The following is an 18,314-nucleotide window of genomic DNA, read 5'->3' as shown; positions in this document are numbered from 1 at the left end:
ATCCCCGCCGTGTTGTTGGCTGTGGACCGGGGTGGGGAGGGGCTGGCTGGTGGTCCGGCGAGTGTTCCCGGCCGCCGGTAGGCAAGCCCGGCGCGCCAAGGGCAACCAGCGAAAGCGCCCGTGCCTACTCGCCCAGGCGGCTGGCCAGGTAGGTCTTGATCAGGTACTTCGTTTCCTCCACCACTTCCGCGTCCCCGTTCGGGTCGCGGTGGAAGGCGAGTTTCAGCAGGGAGTCCGCCGCCTCGTTGGCGATGGTGATGGCGAACCACAGCCGTTCCTGCGGCACGTCCAGATAGTTCGACAGCAGCTCGGTCAGCGCATCAGCGATCACCCGGTTGTTGTCCCGGCTTTCGTCCAGCAGTTGCCGGTCGACCACGTCGCCGAAGTGGACCTTCGAGAAGCCCGGCACGTTCCGGTGCATGTCCAGGTAGATGTCCAGGATCGAGTCGACCACGTCCCACCAGTGCGAGTGCGAGACCCCGCTCAGCCGCTCGCCGACGGCCGCCATGAACCGGTCCAGGTTCCGCTGGGTGAGCGCCTGCACCACGGCCCGCTTGTCCGGGAAGAACTGGTACAGCGAGCCCACCGCCACCCCGGCCCGCTTCGCGATCAGCGTGGTGGTCAGCGCCTCGTACCCGATCTCGTCGATCAGCGCGGCCCCGGCGTCGAGCATCTGCTCGACCCGCTTGGCGCTGCGCTGCTGCACCGGCTGGCGGCGCAGCGGGGTGGCTTCCGTGCCGGGCGCCTTGTTCTCGGACACGTCCTGCTCCTCCCGGCCGCAACGCCCCAGTACTTGATCTTGCCGATATCGCTCGCCGGCTGGTCAGGACCCTACCGCGTGCGAACCCTTCCCCCCGGTCGAGGGAACGGGTTAGGATGTGAGAACTATTCACATTCCCCGCGCGGCGAAAGCGAGTAGCTGGTGGAGAACCTGAACTTCCCGCCCGGCTTCCGCTGGGGCGTGTCCACCTCGGCCTTCCAGATCGAGGGTGCGGTCACCGAGGACGGGCGCGGACCGTCCATTTGGGACACATTCACCGCGACCCCCGGCAAGATCGCGGGCGGCGAGCACGCGCGGACCGCCGCCGACCACTACCACCGGTACCGCGAGGACGTCGCGCTGATGGCCAGGCTCGGCGTCGACGCCTACCGCTTCTCCTTCGCCTGGCCCCGCATCCAGCCCACCGGCAAGGGCGCCCCGGAACCCCGCGGCCTCAGCTTCTACGACCGCCTGCTCGACGAGATCTGCGCGGCGGGCATCGACCCGGTCGCCACCCTCTACCACTGGGACACCCCGCAGGCGCTCGAAGACGCCGGCGGCTGGCTCGCCCGCGACACCGCCGAGCGCTTCGGTGAGTACGCCGAAATCCTCGGCACGCACTTCGCCGACCGCGTGAAGATGTGGATCCCGCTCAACGAGCCGATGGTCATGTCGATCTTCGGGTACGCCATCGGAGAGTACGCCCCCGGCCAGACGTTGCTGCTCGGCGCGATTCCCACCGCGCACCACCAGCACCTCGCGCACGGCCTCGCGGTCAGGGCGCTCCGCGCGGCGGGCGGCAAGTCCATCGGCACGGCGAACAACCACTCGCCGGTCTGGCCCGCGACCGATTCCGCCGCCGACGTCGAAGGCGCCCGACAGCTCGACGCGCTGCTCAACCGCCTCTTCGCCGATCCCGTGCTGCTCGGCAGCTATCCCGAGGAATTCCACGAGCACCTGCCGCCCGGGTTCGCCGACGACCTGCCGGTCATCGCGCAGCCGCTCGACTTCTACGGCGTCAACTACTACGAACCGCAGGGCGCCGCCGCTCCGGGCGAGGGCAATCCGCTGCCGTTCGAACTCCGCGACGTCGAGGGCTATCCCAGGACCACCAACGATTCCCCGATCGTGCCGGACGCCTTCCGCGAACTTCTGGTGCAGCTCAAGGAACGCTACGGCGACCGGCTCCCGCCGATCATGGTCACCGAGAACGGCTGCAGCTTCGCCGACGAGGTCACGCCCGACGGTCGTGTGCCCGACGTCGCGCGCATCGACTTCCTCCGCGAGCACCTGCGCGCGGTGCGTGCCGCGATGGACGCCGGGGTCGACGTCCGCGGCTACTTCGTCTGGTCGCTGCTCGACAACTTCGAGTGGTCCAAGGGCTACGCGCCCCGGTTCGGCTTGGTCCACGTCGACTACCGAACGCAGATCCGCACGCCGAAGGATTCGTACTTCTGGTTCCGCGAGCTGATCGCGGCCCATGGACACTAGACCGGCCGCGCTCGCCGAACCGGTCACCCGGGTCCGCCCGGGCTGGACCGCCCTGCTGTTCCTGGCGAACTTCGGGCTGTGGCTGGGTTTCTACGCGCCCATCCAGGTGCTGCTGCCACGCCAGGCGGAACTGCTCGACGCGGCGAACAAGGAACTGGTCTTCGGCATCGTGACCGGCGTCGGCGCGTTTGTTTCGCTGGTCGCCAATCCGGCGATCGGGCTGCTGTCGGACCGCACCACCTCGCGCTTCGGCCGCCGTCACCCGTGGACCGTCGCGGGTGCGCTGCTCGGCGCCGCCGGGCTCGTGCTGCTGGCCGTCGCGCCGAACGTGCTGCTGATGACCGTCGGCTGGTGCCTGGTCCAAGCCGGGCTGAACGGCATGCTCGCCACGCTGACCTCCGCGCTGCCCGACCGCGTCCCCGTCGGGCAGCGCGCGCAGATCGGCGGTTTCATCGGGATCAGCCAGATGTTCGGCACGGTGCTCGGCGCGGTGCTGGTCACCGTGCTCGTCACCAGCCTGCCCGGCGGCTACCTCGCCTGCGCGCTGGTGGTGCTCGCCGGCGCGGCCGCGTTTGTGCTGCGCACCCCGGACACCGTGCTGCCCGCCGCCTGGCGCCCGCCCGGTTCGCTGTGGCAGCTACCGCGTCGCCTGTGGATCTCCCCGCGACGGCATCCGGACTTCGCGCGGGCCTGGGCCTGCCACTTCCTGATCGGGCTCGGCAACGCGCTCGGCACGCTCTACCTGCTGTTCTTCCTCAAGGACTCGGTCGGCCACCCGGATCCGGACACCGGACTGCTGGTGCTGATGGGGCTGTACGGCGTCGCGCTGATCATCGGCGCGCTGGGCGCGGGGGTGCTGTCGGACCGCTCGGGCCGCCGCAAGCCGTACGTGGTCGGGGCGTCGATCGCGATGGCGCTCGCCGCGCTGCTGCTCGTCTTCTCGCAGACCTGGCTCGCCGCACTGGCCGCGGCGCCGCTGCTCGGCATTGGTTTCGGCACCTACTGGGCGGTGGCGATGGCGATGCTCACCCAGGTGCTGCCCGCGGCGCAGGACCGGGCGAAGGACCTCGGCGTGGTCAACATCGCGAACTCGCTGCCGCAGGTGGTCGCGCCCCTGCTGGCCACGGCCATCCTGGCCGGGCTCGGCGGTTATCCGGGGCTGTTCGCCGCGTCGGCGCTGGCCACCCTGCTGGCCGGGGTGATGGTCACGCGGATCCGATCAGTGCGCTGATCAGAAGTCCGGGAAGTGGGACCGCGGGCCGGTGCCGGTCGGGGGAGGGGGAGTGCAACGGCACCGGCCCGCGGGGTTCTCGGGGCCCGCGTCAGGGCGGGATGTCCACGGGTTGCGTTGTGCAATTTTGCGCCCGTGGGCTTGAGCATCACGTTAGCGTTCGATTACTGCTCTGGCTAGCGGATTCTCACTAAATTTGCGATTAATCGCAGAAGCACCGGTGGGGATCGGGGAGTTGGGGGGCGGTCGACTCATCTCGCTCGGGGGTACGGATGAGCCGACCGCCGGTCGGGGGCGCCCGCGGGGGATCGGGCGCACCGGTGGGGAGCTCAGGTGGTGGCGATCGCCTGCCGCGGCGAGGTCACCAGCGCGTGGCGGCCGGGAGCGCGGCCGTCCGCGCGGTTCTGGGCGGGCACCGAGCGACGGCCCTTGCCCTTGACGTCCGGCTGGGTGGCCAGGCCACCGGCGACCAGGTGCTCGTGGGCCACCTGCCACACCGAGCACGGCGCCTTGCAGCGGTGCCACCGGGTGGAGCAGGTCGGGCAGTCACCGCGCTCGTCCGGCTCGTGCGCCAGCAGGATCGCCCGCCAGCCTTCGGTCAGCCGCGGCAGTTCGGAGCGGGCCACCGAAACCAGCGACTGCGCGTCCGCGCGGTTGGCGAGATCGGAAAGCATGTCGAGGCGCTCCCACACGGCATTGCGGAGTACCTGTCCGAGGATCTGGTCCACCTGGAACTCACCGTTACCTTTCCGCCAGTTTGGCGGCTTCGTTGAGCGCGGTCCTGAGCTGCCCGAGCTGGCTGCCGGTCATCCGGGCGGTTTCGCCGGGCGGCCCGACGAGCACCACCTGGCGGTCGTCCACGAAAACCGTGACGCACCGCTCGCGGTTGATCAGGTCGCCGCACTGCACACGCCACACCGTCTGGCCGCCTTCGTGCCTGCGGAGGTGCGCCGAGCGCGGGTCGACCGCCTGGGGCACGGCACGCGGGACGGAAGCGCGTGCGGGGTTCACGGTGGCCGTGCGACCTGTCGGGATCGAGTCCAGGAACTCCACCGGCTACTCCGCTCTGCTCGTCGCTCGCAACTACTCGGGTCTTCTCGGGTGTTCGTAGCTCTCCGTGAGGGGCGGCCGCTGGCGGTCGCTGTCCGTGATCACCGGGGGTGCCGGAGTGCTCACGGAGAACTGCGATCTACATTGCGGTGAAAGCGAGGCGGAAAGAAGATGGCATGGCCGTCATAGCGGCGACCGGCCAGAGTTCCACGATAAGCGGTCGGCGGAGTTCGGCCGGGCCGATCAGACTCAACAATCGGCCTTTCGCACGGTTGAATAGGTGTGCCTACGCTGTGGACAGACGCCCGACGGACTGTGAGGGGGCGCGAATGGACGCCATGAACAGCGCTGAGTCCCACCAGGGACAAGCTGGTCATCCCATCCCGCCGACTGCCTGGGAGCAGCCGGAGATGCGAGAGGCGCTCGCCGCTCGCGAGATCAGCTCGGTCTACCGCCAGTTGCGCAAGCACGGTGTTTCGCAGCGCCAGATCGCCGCGATGACCGGCCAGTCGCAGTCCGAGGTGTCGGAGATCCTCAAGGGGCGGCAGGTGATGGCCTACGACGTCCTGGTGCGGATCGCCGACGGCCTGGGTGTCGCCAGGGGATACATGGGCCTCGCCTACGACGAGGCCACGGCGATACAGGTCGTCGGCAACGCCGACGGCCAGCAGGCTGAGGAGGACGAGTCCGTGAAACGGCGGAAGTTCCTCGCGCACGCCGCGCAGGTCACCATGGGTGCAGCGGTCTTCGGGCCGGCGTCCGAGGCTTGGGCGACGCGTCCCGCGAGGACACCGGCGCCAGGCCGGATCGGGATGACCGACGTCCGGCAGATGGAGGCCGCCACCCGGGCCCTTCGCGCGCTGGACTACCAGTACGGCGGCGGGTTCTGCCGCGACGCGGTGGTCGCGCAACTGTCCTGGGGTCAGCAGATGCTCGAGTCCAGCGGTGCCGAGCTGGTCAAGTCCCGGCTCTACGTGGCACTGGCCGACCTGCACAGCCTGGCCGGCTGGACCTCGTTCGACACCGGCCTGGTCGACTCGGCGCGCGGGCACTTCGCCAACGCGCTGGACCTGGCCAAGCAGGGCGACAACAACCCGCTGGTGGCCAACGTGCTCTACCGGATGGGCCGCGTCTACCTGCACCAGGACGCGCCGAACGACGCGCTCAAGCTGTTCCAGCTGGGCCAGATCGCGGCCCAGGAATCGGGCTCCGAGCTGGCGATCTCGGTGCTGTGCGCGAACCAGGCGTGGGCCTACGCGATGATGGGCAACGAGGAGCAGGCGCTCAAGCTGCTCGGCCGCACCAAGGACGAGTTCGCCCGCGCGGACATCGCCAGCGCCGAGTCCTGGGTGCAGTTCTTCAACGAGACCGACGTCTACGCGATGATCGGCACGGTGCACACCGCGCTGGCCATCGAGGGCAAGGCCGAGCACACCAAGTACGCGATCCCGGCGCTGACCAGGGCGGTCGAGGCCTACGGCGACGACATGGCCCGCAGCCGGGTGTTCAACCTGAGCGCGCTGGCCACCAACCACCTGCTCGAAGGCGACCTGGACCAGGGCGCGAAGGTGGGCGGCAAGGCGCTGGACGCGGCCGAGGGGCTGAAGTCCGCGCGCATCAAGGACCGGATGATGCCGTTGAAGGTCGAGGCCGAGCGGCGCCGGAACAACGCCGACGCCCGCGAGCTCGCCGAGCGCATCAACGCGTTCTACGCCGCTTGAGCGAGGCGGGCGGGACCGGTGACGGCGACCCTGGACACCGTCTTGGACGGCCGGTTCACCAGGGAGAAGCTGGACGGGGCGCTCGCGCAGGCGTGCGCCCTGCTCGGCGTGGAATCCCGCGGGGCGCGGCTGCTGCGGTTCACCAACAACGCGGTCTACTCGCTGGCCGGCGCGCCAGTCGTGGTGCGGATCGTCGGTTCGCGGACGCTGCGCCACCGCGCGTACAAGGTGGTCACCGTGGCCGAGCACTTCGCCCGGCACGGCGTGCCCGCCATTCGCCTGTTCGGTGACCTGCCGCAGCCGCTGGAGCTGGGCGAACACCGGGTGACGGTGTGGGAGCGCGTGCCGGGGCCCGCCGGTCAGGGCACCGCCGCCGACCTGGCCGCGCTGCTGCGCCAGGTGCACCGGCTGCCACCGCCGGACGGCGTCGGCGACTGGGCGCCGCTGGACGACGTCCGTGCCCGCGTGGCCGACGCCGAGGAGCTGGCACCCGGCGACCGGCGGTTCCTGCTGGACCGCTGCGCCGAGGTGGAAGAACAGCTGGCCGAGGTCGAATTCGCGCTGCCGAAGGCGCTGGTCCACGGGGACGCGCACCCCGGGAACGTGATCGCCGGGCCGGACGGGCCGGTGCTGTGCGACTTCGACTCGTCCTGCGTCGGCCCGCCGGAGTGGGACCTGATCCCGCTGGCCGTCGGCCGCGAGCGGTTCGGCGACCCCGCCGGGCGCTACCGGGAGCTGGTCGAGGGGTACGGCTTCGACGTGACCCGCTGGTCCGGCTTCCCGGCGCTGCGGGCGGCCCGCGAGCTGAAGCTCACCACCAGCGTGCTCCCGATCCTGCGCAGCCATCCGTACGTCCGGGGGCAGCTGCGGATGCGGCTGGCCGACCTGCGCGCGGGCCGGACCGGTACCCGATGGAGTCGGTACCGCTGAACAGCGGTAAAAAACCCCGGCATTCAGCGACGGAGAATGACCGTTCGTCGTTTCTGTTCCACACCGGCGCTGCAGCTAGTGAATTCGGCCCGACTGATCACCCCACTTAGATGATTCGTTACTCAGAATGAACGCGGACTGATTACACACCGCCACCAAGCACCCGATCGAAGATCGTCTTGCCTGCTCAGGCGAGTGAGCGGAGCTCTTCCGCGAGCGGTTTTGCCTCGGGACGGTTGAGCTCTGTGTAAATGGGCAGCGCCGCTTCGTAACGCGCGCGGGCCTCGGCGATATCACCGGCGAGCTTCGCGACATCACCGAGCGCGTGGATCGCGCGCGCCTGTTCGAAGGCCGACCCGGCCGATTCCATCGTGGCGAGCGCGGCGCCGACCTGGGCGCGTGCCTCGTCGAACCGTTCGTCGTGCGCGAGCGCCCGGCCGAGGTCGATCTGCGCGCGGGCGCGGTTGTACTCGTCGCCCTGGGCGTCGAGCAGCGACTTGGCCTGCTCCAGCCGGTCCACCGCCTCGTGTGCCCGGCCCGCCTTGACCAGCGTCACGCCGAGGTTGACCAGCGCGAGGTTCACGTCGTGCGCGCGCTCGAGGCGGCGGGCGTAGGCCAGGTTCTCCTCGAAGTGGGCCAGCGCGTCCTCGGTCCGGCCCTGCGCCAGCGCGACCAGGCCCAGCCCCTCCATGGACCGGATCGCGATGGCCTGGTCACCACCGCCGGCCAGGGTTTCCTTCGCCGCCGTGTAGTACTCGATGGCCTCGTCGAACCGCCCGGCACCGCGGCAGGCGGCGCCCGAACGGTTCAGCATCAGGGCCTTCGCCGAGGTGTTGCCCCATTCCTCGGCGCACTCCACGCCGAGCTGGCTGACCGTGAGGAAGTCGCGGTAGTGCTTGCGGAGCAGGAACAGCGGCCACATCGCGGCGGCCAGTTGCCAGGCCAGCTCGGGCAGCTCGTGCCGGACGGCGTCCTTGATCGCGGCGATCAGGTTGGGCCGCTCGCGCTCCAGCCACGGCAGGGCGTCGTCGTTGCCGGGCAGCGAGTCGGCGTCGGGCGCGTGGCCGGCGAACTCGTACGGAATGCGGTCCTGGTCGGGCACGGTCAGCGTGTCCTCGGTCCGGCGCGCGGCGTGCAGGTACCACTCGAGGATGCGGCGGCGGGCGGCTTCGGCCTCCACCGGATCGGCGGCGGCCTTGTCCCCGGCGTGCATGCGCACCAGGTCGTGGAACTCGAACCGGTCCTGGTTCGCGTCGAGCAGCCCGGACTGCACCAGCTCGCCGAGCAGCACCTCGGTGTCGTCCACCGACCGCCCGGCGGCGCCGGACGCGGCGCCGAGCCCGAACTCGGGCCCCGGGTGCAGGCCGAGCGCGCGGTAGAGCCGCGCCGCCTCCGGGGACAGGTCCTGGTACGAGAGGTCGAAGGTGCTGGTCACCGAGAGGTTCTCCTTCTGGTCCGCCAATGCCGCCAGCCGCAATCGTTCCAGTTGGGCGGCGGCGCGCGCAGCGGACAGGTGCGGCTGGTTGGCCAGCTTGACGCCCAGCACGTGCAGCGCGATCGGCAGTCCGTCGCAGAAGGACACCATCTGCGTCAGGTGCGGGGAGAGCACCTCGGTGCGCTCGTCGTCGACGATCGCCGACAGCAGCTGGACGCCGTGGCCGTGCTCGAACTTGGTCAGCTCGAGGCGCCGCGCCCCGTGGCTCGCACGCAGCCCGCCGAGGCGGAAACGGCTGGTCACCACCACCACGCTGCCGGACGCGGTGGGGATCAGCGGGGCCACCTGCTCGGAGGACACGGCGTCGTCGAGCACCACCAGCAGCGGACGGCCCGCGGTCTCGGAGCGGTAGAGCGCCTTCAGCTCATCGAGCCCGGCGGGCTGCTTCTTGCCGTCGATGCCGAAGGCCTCGAGGAACCGCTTGAGCAGTTCACCCGTATCGGTGGGTCCGCCGGCGTTGAAGGCGCCGAGATCGGCGTACAACTGCCCGCGGGGGAAGCGCGCGCGGACGCGGTGCACCCAGTGCCGCGCCAGCGCGGACTTGCCGATGCCGCCGAGCCCGCTGATCACCTGCACCACGGGCCGGTCGCGGGGACCGTCGAGCAGCCGGTCCAGCAACTCCAGCTGCTCGGTGCGGTTGGTGAAATGGGCGGGCGGGTGCTCCAGCTCCCGCGGCACCGCCGGCTCCACCTCCGGCGAACGCCGCGGCGCCGGCGCGGTGGTCATCGAACCCTGGCCGGTGGTCACACCTGCTCCTCCGCTGTGCACACGCGTGCTGACGTCAGAGCGTGCCGCCCCGGTTCCGCTTCGGGCAAGACAACCACCAGGAAGCGCCCGTTCGGCCCAGGTCCGTACCCCCGAACAGCCCTACGTCACCTGGCCTCCGGGTCCGGTGTCACGAATGTGGCTTTCGAGACGCCAGACGTCTCGAAAGCCACATTCGTGACACGCGGGGTCCCGGGGCTTGGTGTTGTTGAGGGCCCCCGCGCCATGGGCCTAGGCGACCGGCGCTCTGGTGAGGACCACCGCGAAGCCGAAGGCCAGGCCCATCACGGTGAGTTCCAGGGTGGCCCAAAGCGCCAGCGCGGTCCGTTCGTGGCGCATGATCTTCGGCATCAGCCGCCACCGCACGTGTGCGCCGAGCAGGGCGATCACGCCGGTGCAAGCCAGCTTCAGCAGGACCAGCTGCCCGTACGGCGTGGTGAGCAGCCCGGTCATCAGGTCCATCGTCGGGTTCAGGTTGATTTCGACGATCCCGTTGAACAGCCCGGTCGCCGCGGAGAGGAGCAGACAGAGGGTGGCCAGCTTCGAGAAGCGCGGCAGGGCGTGCGCCAGCAGAGTCCGGTTGCCGACCAGGAGCACCGCCATCGCGCCGAGGCCGCCGGTCCAGGCGACGGCGCTCATCACGTGCAGCTCCATCGAGATCATCGTGTAGTCGTGGTAGTCCCAGTTCGACGCGTGCCCGGTGACCGGCAGCGGCAGCAGCGCGAACAGGCCCAGCCCGACCCGCACCTCCGCGGGCACCTTCTCGCCGTGCCGCAGTGTGAGCACACCGAGCCCGGCGTGCACCAGCGCCAGCACCCCGACCACGAGCAGCGCCTTGCCCGCGCCGATCTGCACGATGTACGCCCACACGTCCCCCGCGCCGATGGTTTCGGCCTGCGGGCGGAACTCCGCGGTCTGCAACACGAGCGCGACGAACGCGGTGACCGACCACACCAGCGCGCTTGCCACCGCGGCGGGCCGCGCCAGGCGCAGCACCGGTTCGGTCAGCTTCGGCCGGTCGTAGCCGACGAGCACCGACAGCAGTGACAGCCCGATCGTCGCGACGGCCGCGATGTCCAGCAGCACCCGCACGATCGGGATGGCCACCGAGACCACCTCGCTCACCTCGGTCACCCCGGGGATCGGCGCGGTCGCCGACAGTGCCACGCCGATCAGCGCGCCCACCAGTGCGGCGGTGACCACGCAGAACAGCGTGGAGTAACGGACTCGCGAGGTGGTCTCGGCCTGGGTCATGACTTCGTCGGTTCCTTACCCGCGCGCAGCGCGAACACCAGGCCCAGCGCGAGCAGCACCACCGCGCCGGCGATCCACACCCACAGCGGGACGCCGCCGGACGCTTCTTCGGCCGCGCCGCCGCCGGTGCCGCCGGAGCGCGCCGCGTCGGCGGCCGCCGGGGTGCCGGTGCCCGCCTTCGCCAGGGTGAACTTGATCTCGTCGCTCACCGCGTGCCCGTCCGCGGACAGGATGCGGAAACCGATCGTGTACTCACCGGCCGGGCCGAGCGGGCGCAGCGGCGCCGACACCACGTTGCCCTTGACCTCGACCGCGCCCTCGGCCCACTGCGAGCCGTCGGGGCCGGTGACCGCGACCTGGTTCACGTCGGCGGACTGCACGTACTGGTCGAAGGTCAGGGTGACCCGCGCCGGGCCCTCCTGCAGCGTCGTGCCCTTCGCCGGGTCGGACGACACCAGCACGTTGTGCGCCAGCGCCGGGGAGGCGAGGCCGAGCAGCGCCGTCGCGGTCAGCACCGCGACCAGGATCCGCCTCATGCGTCCGCCTTCGGGGCCGCACCGCGGCGTGCGCGGATGGTCGCGCCCGCGCCGACACCGAGACCCAGCGCGCCGACGGCGAGGCCGACCCCGCCGAGCCAGCGCGCGGTGTTGTCGGTGGCCGAAGCAGCCGACGCCTCGTTGTGGCCGGACGACTGCTCGCCGGAACTCGTGGCCGCGGCGTCGTGGCCGTGGTCACCGCCGCTGCTCGCCGCGGCCAGCTTGATCGTCGGCGCCGGGTGCTCCGGCTCCTCGCCGCCGTCCGGGGGCGGCGGCGCGTCCCAGGCCACCACCTTGCCGTTCTCGTAGGTCTGCGTGGCCGGCAGCACCAGGGTGTCCACAGTGGACGGCAGGGTGGACGCGTTGAACTCGAACTCCTGGTATTCCCCGGATCCGGCGGCGATCTTGGTGCCGCCCTGCGCGGTCCAGGTGATCTTGCTGACCACCTCCGCCACGTCGGCGCCCTTGCCGTTCTTCACCGGGGTCGGCAGCGTGGCCTTGGTGATCTCGGCGGACCAGCCCGGCACCGGCTTGGTGCGCGCGGAGGTGATCCCGTACTCGGCGGGGAAGGCGACCTCGACCTTGGTGGTGCCGGCGTCGGCTTCCTCGTTGGGCACGCGCAGCACGATGAGGCCGCGGCCGCCCTTCTGCGGCTCCTGCCCGTAGTAGTCCGCGGTGACGTGCGCCGAGGCCAGCCCGGCACCCATCAGGCCGGTGAGCCCGGCCACGCCCGCGAGCACGGCAGCGCGCTGGATGAATCGTTTTGTCGACATTGAACTTTCGCTCCTGAACAAAGGTCTTGGGGGGTAAGGGGTTCAGGTAGCGAGAGGCGGTCCGCGCCGGCCGAGCGCCGTGCGCAGGAACACCGGGACGGGCCCGGCGGACAGTTCCGGGTGGACGGTCACCGGCCGGATCGCCCGGCCGCGGACCGGCGCGGGCGTCCAGCTGACCGGCAGCAGCAGCCGCAGGCTCGCCAGCACCACGCGCAGCAGCGACTCGGCACGCGCCAGCAGCACCGCGGTGCCGAGCACGGCGAGCGTGTGCGCCGCGGTCATCGGCAGCGTGCCGCTGATCACACCGGTGCCGCTGTGCTCGGTGGCGTGCCCGCCGAGTTCGGTGAGCACGAAGTGCATCACCAGCTGTGCCGGGCCGAGCACGGTGAGAATGCCGGGCAGGCCGGTGGTCCGGTCGGCCAGCGCGGTGGAGACCCACCCGATCAGGGCGGTCAGCAGCACGGTGAGCGAGAGGTTCGGGAACTGGCCATCGGCCAGGGCGTGGGCGGTGATCGCCAGCGCCGCGGAAGCCGGCGCGAGCAACAACCCGCGTACAACGCGTAACGCGCTGTGTTCGGGGCGGGGTCGGCTCACCAGACCAGCGTATGGGACCCGTCCACGGTCGGCGAAGGCCATCCCGCGTCTTGAACACAGTGTATCCACCGGCTGCGCGCAAGTAGGAGAAATTCATGGTTGTCGCAGGTGACACCGGTTGCCGCGATAAATCGGCTGCCGATTGTCACGCCCCTGTGCTTGCCGATTCGGAGGTGATCCGCAAATGTAGTCGCACCCAATGGCGGCTTGACCCGCCTCAGCGATTCGGGGCATGCCGCGTACGGGCCAAGGGTTAGGGTGCTGCACCAAACGGGTTAGTTCCGGCCGGAGGGAGGTCGCGCCGATTCGTCGGCGTGCGCATATGACTACGGGTTCGAAGGACGGCAAGCCAGGCGAAGAGGAGGCCGTGGGTGGTGGCGCGCACAGCGCCGAGACCCAGGACCTCGCGAACGCCCCGGACACGACCGGCGCAGGTCATTCCCCGGACGAGCATGTCCCGCTCGAACTGGCCGCGGACCGGCCCGCCGAGACGGACAAGACGGTGTTCGGGATCGCCGCGGTGCTGGCGATCGCCATCATCGCCTGGGGTGTCTCGTCCCCGTCGAGCCTCGCCTCGGTGGCCAAGACGCTGCTCAACAAAGCGGTAATTCCCTACGGTGGCTGGGCATTCGTGCTCACCGCCTCCGGATTCGTGTTGTTCGCGGTGTGCCTGGCGATCAGCCGGTACGGCCGCATTCCGCTGGGCCAGGACAAGGAGAAGCCGGAATTCCGGACCTCCTCGTGGATCGCCATGATGTTCAGCGCCGGAATGGGCATCGGCCTGATGTTCTTCGGTGTCTACGAACCGGTTTCGCACCTCGCGAGCCCGCCGCCGGGGACCGCCGCGGCCGGCTCCGACGAGGCCGTGCACACCGCGATGGCGACCACGCTGTTCCACTGGACCGTGCACCCGTGGGCGATCTACGCGGTGGTCGGCCTGGCCATCGCCTACAGCACCTTCCGCAAGGGCCGCAGCCAGCTGATCAGCTCGGTGTTCGCGCCGCTGCTCGGCAAGCGCCGCACCGAGGGCCCGCTGGGCAAGGCGATCGACGTGATGGCGATCTTCGCCACGCTGTTCGGCTCGGCCGCCTCGCTGGGCCTCGGCGCGCTGCAGGTCGGCGGCGGGCTCGGCGCGGTCGGCTGGATCGACAACCCCGGCAAGGGCGTGCTGGTGGCGATCATCGCCATCCTGACCATCGCGTTCATCGCCTCGGCGGTGTCCGGTGTGGCCAAGGGCATCCAGTGGCTGTCCAACATCAACATGGTGCTGGCCGCGGTGCTCGCGGTCTTCGTGCTGGTGGTCGGCCCGACCGTGCTGATCTTCAACCTGGTGCCCGGCGCGATCGGGGACTACTTCCGCGAGCTGGCCGAGATGTCCGGCCGCACCGGCGCCACCGGCGGCGAGGAGATGCAGACCTGGCTCTCCGGCTGGACGGTCTTCTACTGGGCGTGGTGGATCTCGTGGACGCCCTTCGTCGGCATGTTCATCGCCCGCATCTCGCGTGGCCGCACCATCCGCCAGTTCATCATCGGCGTGATCGCGGTGCCGAGCGTGGTGAGCCTGCTCTGGTTCGCCATCTTCGGCGGGGCGGCCATCGACCGGCAGCAGAACGGCGTGGACATCGCCGGTGCGGGCAGCGAGCAGTCGGCCACCTTCGAGCTGCTCGAGACGCTGCCGTGGTTCATCCCGATCGCCATCCTGGTGATGGTGCTGGTGTCGATCTTCTTCGTCTCCGGCGCGGACGCGGCGTCGGTGGTGATGGGCACGCTGTCGCAACGCGGCTCGGTGCACCCGCGGAAGAACGTGGTGATCTTCTGGGGCGTGCTGATGGGCGCGGTCGCCGCGGTGATGCTGCTGGTCGGCGGGAACGACGGCCTGAAGGGGCTGCAGAACCTGACCATTCTCATCGCCGTGCCGTTCGTGCTGGTGATGATCGGTCTCTGTGTCGCCGTGTGGCGCGACCTGCGCCATGATCCGCTGGTACTGCGGGAGGACGAGATGATGAGGTCACTGGAAGAGATGCACGAGGAGCGCACCGGGGGAGCCAGGCCCCGGCGCCGGCTGCTCAAGGGCCGCCGGCCGTGAACTTCTTCGAGTTCGTCGCCGACCGGTGGGATCGGATCTCGCTCGAGGCGTGGTTGCACGTGAGCGCGGTCGTGCAGTGCACGATCATCGCCGCGGTGCTCGGCGTGCTGATCGGGGTGGCGGTCTACCGCTCCCCGATCGGCTCGGCCGTGGCCACCGCGCTGGCCAGCGCGATCCTGACGATCCCGTCGTTCGCGCTGCTCGGCCTGCTGATCCCGGTGGTCGGCCTCGGCACCGAGCCGACCGTGATCGCGCTGGTGCTCTACGCGCTGCTGCCGATCGTCCGGAACACCATCGTCGGGCTGGCCGGGGTGGACCCGGCCATCGCCGACGCCGCCAAGGGCATCGGCATGAGCCGGTTCGGCGTGCTGACCAGGGTCGAGCTGCGGCTGGCCTGGCCGGCCATCCTGGCCGGCATGCGCGTGGCCACCCAGATGCTGATGGGCATCGCGGTGATCGCGGCCTACGCGAAGGGGCCCGGCCTCGGTGACGAGGTGTTCTCCGGGCTGGTCCGCGCGGGCAGCGCCAACGCGGTGAACGAAGCGCTGGTCGGCACGATCGGCGTGGTCATCCTCGCGCTGCTGCTCGAGGGCGTGTACTTCCTGATCTCCCGATTCACCATCTCAAGGGGTGTCCGTGGCTGAGAACGTGGCAACGTCGGCGACCGCCGTCGAAAACGGCGGCGAAGAGGTCTCCGGGGTGGAGATCCAGCTCGAGCAGGTGAGCAAGCGCTACCCCGGCCAGCAGCACCCCGCGGTGGAGAACTTCTCCATGGTGGTGCCAGCCGGGAAGATCGTGATCTTCGTCGGGCCGTCCGGCTGCGGCAAGACCACCACCATGCGGATGATCAACCGGCTGATCGAGCCCACCTCCGGCAAGATCACCATCGGCGGCAAGGACGCGCTCTCGCTCAACCCGGACCAGCTCCGGCGCACCATCGGGTACGCCATCCAGCAGGCCGGGTTGTTCCCGCACTTCACCGTCGGCCAGAACATCGCGGTGGTGCCCGGCCTGCTCGGCTGGACCAAGCAGAAGATCTCCAGCCGGGTGGACGAGATGATGGACCTGGTCGGGCTGGACCCGGCCCAGTTCCGCGACCGGTACCCCCGGCAGCTCTCCGGTGGCCAGCAGCAGCGCGTCGGGGTGGCCCGCGCGCTCGCCGCGGACCCGCCGGTGCTGCTGATGGACGAGCCGTTCGGCGCGGTGGACCCGATCACCCGCGGCAACCTGCAGGACGAGCTGCTGCGGCTGCAGACCGACCTGAAGAAGACGATCGTTTTTGTCACGCACGACTTCAGCGAGGCGGTCAAGCTCGGCGACAAGATCGCCGTGCTCGGCGACCGGTCGACCATCCTGCAGTACGACACCCCGGACGCGATCCTGGCGAACCCGGCGAACGACACGGTGGCCGGTTTTGTCGGTGCCGGCGCCTCGCTCAAGCAGCTGACCCTGCTGCGGGTGCGGGACATCGACTACAGCGACGAGGGCCTGATCACGGTGACCAAGGGCGATTCGCCCGCGGACGTGCGCAAGCGGCTCACCGACGCGCGCAAGACCTACGGGCTGGTGCTCGACAACCGGCGCCGCCCGCTGAGCTGGGTGCACGTGCGTGACCTGGCCGCGGCCGGCTCGCTGGAGGCGGTGGCCCGCCCGATCGGCGACTCGGTGAGCACCCAGTCGACGCTGCAGGACGCGCTGGAGGCGATCCTCACCGAGGGCGGCCGCGCGGTGGTCACCGGCCCGCGTGGCGAGTACGTCGGCGGGGTGGACATCGAGACCGTGATGGACACCGTCCGGCAGCTGCGGGCCGAGCACGGGGACGACGCATGACCACCGCGCAGACCGACACCTCCGGCTTCACCACCGAATCCGGCTCGGCGCGTGCCGAGCGGGTGCGGTTGTTCGCGCAGCCGCTGGTGGTCGTGCTGATCGTCGGCGTGGTGCTGGCGTGGGTGTTCTCCAGCGAGCTGAAGCCGAACGAGCAGAAGACGCTCAACGCGAGCACGCTGCTCACCACGCTCGGCGAGCACCTGCTGATCACCGTGGTGGTCACCGCCATGGTGGTGGTGATCGCGGTGCCGCTCGGCATCGCGCTGACCCGCCGCTGGGCGAAGCCCGCCGCGCCGTTCTTCCTGGCCATCGCGAACATCGGGCAGGCCGCGCCCGCGCTGGGCGTGCTGGTGCTGTTCTTCCTGTGGACCGGCTGGGAGGGGCTGTGGGTGGTGGCCATCCCGCTGGCCTTCTACTCGCTGCTCCCGGTGCTGCGCAACACCATGGTCGGCCTGCAGCAGGTGGACCCGGCGCTGATCGACGCCGGCCGCGGCATCGGCATGTCGTCGTCGGCGGTGCTGCGGCGCATCGAGCTGCCGCTGGCCGTGCCGCTGATCCTGGCCGGGCTGCGGACCTCGCTGGTGCTCGCGGTGGGTACCGCGACGCTGGCGGTCTTCGTCAACGGCGGTGGCTTCGGCGTGCTCATCGACACCGGCTACAAGCTGCAGCTCAACCGCGTGATCGTGGTGGGCGCGGTGCTGGCGGTGGGCACGGCACTGATCGTGGACTGGCTCGGCGCGGTCGCCGAGCAGTACCTGGGACCGAAGGGGCTGCGATGAAACGCGGAATCCGCAAGATTTCCGCGCTGCTCGGCGCGGCGGTGCTGGCCCTGTCGGTGAGCGCGTGCGGGCTGGAGACCAACGCCGCGCTGCCGTACGCGGTCGGGCCGGGCTCGATCAAGCCGGTGCCCGCACTGTCCGGTGTGGACATCACGGTCGGCTCGAAGGACTTCACCGAGAACATCCTGCTGGCCTACATGGCCGAACTGGCCCTGTCGGCGGCGGGCATGGACGTCACCGACCTGTCCGACATCAAGGGCTCGACCAACGCGCGGCAGGCGCTGCTCGCCGGTGAGATCGACATGACCTGGGAGTACACCGGCACCGGCTGGATCAACTACCTGGGCAACACCGATCCGATCCCGGACGAGCAGCAGCAGTACGAGGCGGTGCGCAAGGCCGATCTCGAGCAGAACGGGATCAGCTGGCTGGACTACTCGCCGGTGAACAACACCTACGCCTTCGCCACCACGGCCGACTTCGCGCAGCAGCACAACCTGAAGACCACCTCGGACATGACGAACTTCCTCAAGCAGAACCCGGAAGAAGCGGTGTTCTGCGTGGAGACCGAGTTCGCCAGCCGCCAGGACGGTTTCCCCGGGGTGCAGAAGCTGTACGACTTCCCGGCCACCGAGGTGAAGCAGTTCGGCACCGGCGCGATCTACGCCTCGATCGCGAACAACACCTGCCGGTTCGGCGAGGTCTTCACCACCGACGGCCGGATCGCCGGGCTGAACCTGACCGTGCTGGCGGACGACAAGAAGTTCTTCCCGCAGTACAACGTCTGCCCGACGCTGCGGCAGGACTACCTCGCCGCGCACCCGGAGGTGGCCGACGTGCTGCGGCCGGTGGCCGCCGAGATGACCAACGACCAGATGATCCAGCTGGGCAAGAAGGTGGACATCGAAGGCCAGGACGCGGGCGCCGTCGCCCGTGACTGGATGGTCGAAAAGGGCTTCGTCACCGCGGGCTGACCCAGAACACGAAGGTGGCTTTCGGGGCGGAGATTCTGCCCCGAA

17 protein-coding genes are annotated in these 18,314 nt (G+C 70.1%); 9 read left to right on the top strand and 8 right to left on the bottom strand.

Features of this window, described 5'->3' with window-relative positions; genetic code table 11:
• Positions 1-124: 124 nt before the first annotated feature.
• Positions 125-760 (bottom strand): TetR/AcrR family transcriptional regulator, encoded by a 636-nt coding sequence (locus A4R43_RS29275; RefSeq protein ID WP_236808354.1) that lies wholly within the window; start codon positions 758-760, stop codon positions 125-127.
• Positions 761-922: 162 nt separating this feature from the next.
• On the opposite strand from A4R43_RS29275, the gene A4R43_RS29270 reads away from it, so the two are divergent.
• Positions 923-2,251, top strand: a complete 1,329-nt coding sequence (locus A4R43_RS29270; protein WP_113695237.1) for a GH1 family beta-glucosidase — start codon at positions 923-925, stop codon at positions 2,249-2,251.
• On the top strand, positions 2,241-3,482 hold the full coding sequence (locus A4R43_RS29265; protein ID WP_113695236.1) for an MFS transporter: 1,242 nt from the start codon (positions 2,241-2,243) through the stop codon (positions 3,480-3,482). Before A4R43_RS29270 ends, A4R43_RS29265 begins: the two co-directional genes overlap by 11 nt.
• Positions 3,483-3,811: 329 nt before the next feature.
• Here A4R43_RS29265 and A4R43_RS29260 read toward each other — a convergent pair whose 3' ends face one another.
• Entirely contained in the window at positions 3,812-4,210 is a 399-nt protein-coding gene (locus A4R43_RS29260; protein ID WP_113695235.1) for a hypothetical protein, read from the bottom strand.
• Between the two features lie 13 nt (positions 4,211-4,223).
• Positions 4,224-4,535 (bottom strand): hypothetical protein, encoded by a 312-nt coding sequence (locus tag A4R43_RS29255; RefSeq protein ID WP_113695234.1) that lies wholly within the window; start codon positions 4,533-4,535, stop codon positions 4,224-4,226.
• 326 nt (positions 4,536-4,861) lie between these two features.
• On the opposite strand from A4R43_RS29255, the gene A4R43_RS29250 reads away from it, so the two are divergent.
• Positions 4,862-6,253 (top strand): helix-turn-helix domain-containing protein, encoded by a 1,392-nt coding sequence (locus A4R43_RS29250; RefSeq protein ID WP_113695233.1) that lies wholly within the window; start codon positions 4,862-4,864, stop codon positions 6,251-6,253.
• Positions 6,254-6,295: 42 nt separating this feature from the next.
• A complete protein-coding gene (locus A4R43_RS29245) occupies positions 6,296-7,183 on the top strand; it encodes a phosphotransferase enzyme family protein (protein WP_113697975.1) in 888 nt (295 codons plus the stop codon).
• Positions 7,184-7,370: 187 nt separating this feature from the next.
• On the opposite strand, the gene A4R43_RS29240 is transcribed toward A4R43_RS29245, so the two are convergent.
• The 5 genes from A4R43_RS29240 to A4R43_RS29220 all read right to left on the bottom strand — a co-directional run bounded on the left by A4R43_RS29240 (position 7,371) and on the right by A4R43_RS29220 (position 12,600).
• Entirely contained in the window at positions 7,371-9,425 is a 2,055-nt protein-coding gene (locus A4R43_RS29240) for an ATP-binding protein (protein ID WP_236808353.1), read from the bottom strand.
• A 249-nt stretch (positions 9,426-9,674) separates the two neighbouring features.
• Positions 9,675-10,697 carry a copper resistance D family protein gene (locus A4R43_RS29235; RefSeq protein ID WP_113695232.1) on the bottom strand — a complete coding sequence of 341 codons (1,023 nt, stop codon included), beginning with the start codon at positions 10,695-10,697 and terminating at the stop codon, positions 9,675-9,677.
• The gene (locus tag A4R43_RS29230) at positions 10,694-11,233 is read right to left on the bottom strand and encodes a copper resistance CopC family protein (protein ID WP_113695231.1); all 540 of its coding nucleotides are present in this window, start codon (positions 11,231-11,233) and stop codon (positions 10,694-10,696) included. Before A4R43_RS29230 ends, A4R43_RS29235 begins: the two co-directional genes overlap by 4 nt.
• Positions 11,230-12,006, bottom strand: a complete 777-nt coding sequence (locus A4R43_RS29225) for a YcnI family copper-binding membrane protein (RefSeq protein ID WP_113695230.1) — start codon at positions 12,004-12,006, stop codon at positions 11,230-11,232. Before A4R43_RS29225 ends, A4R43_RS29230 begins: the two co-directional genes overlap by 4 nt.
• 42 nt (positions 12,007-12,048) lie before the next feature.
• A complete protein-coding gene (locus tag A4R43_RS29220) occupies positions 12,049-12,600 on the bottom strand; it encodes a hypothetical protein (protein WP_113697973.1) in 552 nt (183 codons plus the stop codon).
• A gap of 322 nt (positions 12,601-12,922) precedes the next feature.
• Here A4R43_RS29220 and A4R43_RS29215 point away from each other — a divergent pair, with 322 nt between their 5' ends.
• Genes A4R43_RS29215 through A4R43_RS29195 form a run of 5 tightly spaced genes read left to right on the top strand, consistent with a single transcriptional unit; the run spans position 12,923 to position 18,269 of the window.
• Complete coding sequence (locus tag A4R43_RS29215; protein WP_113695229.1) at positions 12,923-14,686, top strand: BCCT family transporter; 1,764 nt, start codon at positions 12,923-12,925, stop codon at positions 14,684-14,686.
• Complete coding sequence (locus A4R43_RS29210) at positions 14,683-15,330, top strand: ABC transporter permease (protein WP_113695228.1); 648 nt, start codon at positions 14,683-14,685, stop codon at positions 15,328-15,330. Before A4R43_RS29215 ends, A4R43_RS29210 begins: the two co-directional genes overlap by 4 nt.
• Positions 15,317-16,516 (top strand): ABC transporter ATP-binding protein, encoded by a 1,200-nt coding sequence (locus A4R43_RS29205; protein WP_418190755.1) that lies wholly within the window; start codon positions 15,317-15,319, stop codon positions 16,514-16,516. Before A4R43_RS29210 ends, A4R43_RS29205 begins: the two co-directional genes overlap by 14 nt.
• Positions 16,513-17,295, top strand: a complete 783-nt coding sequence (locus A4R43_RS29200; RefSeq protein ID WP_113695227.1) for an ABC transporter permease — start codon at positions 16,513-16,515, stop codon at positions 17,293-17,295. Before A4R43_RS29205 ends, A4R43_RS29200 begins: the two co-directional genes overlap by 4 nt.
• Positions 17,292-18,269, top strand: a complete 978-nt coding sequence (locus A4R43_RS29195) for a glycine betaine ABC transporter substrate-binding protein (protein WP_113695226.1) — start codon at positions 17,292-17,294, stop codon at positions 18,267-18,269. Before A4R43_RS29200 ends, A4R43_RS29195 begins: the two co-directional genes overlap by 4 nt.
• Positions 18,270-18,314: the final 45 nt, after the last annotated feature.

The organism is Amycolatopsis albispora, assembly GCF_003312875.1.
Taxonomy (GTDB): domain Bacteria; phylum Actinomycetota; class Actinomycetes; order Mycobacteriales; family Pseudonocardiaceae; genus Amycolatopsis; species Amycolatopsis albispora.
Note: the sequence above shows the minus strand (reverse complement) of the source record. Positions and strands in the feature narration are given on the sequence as shown.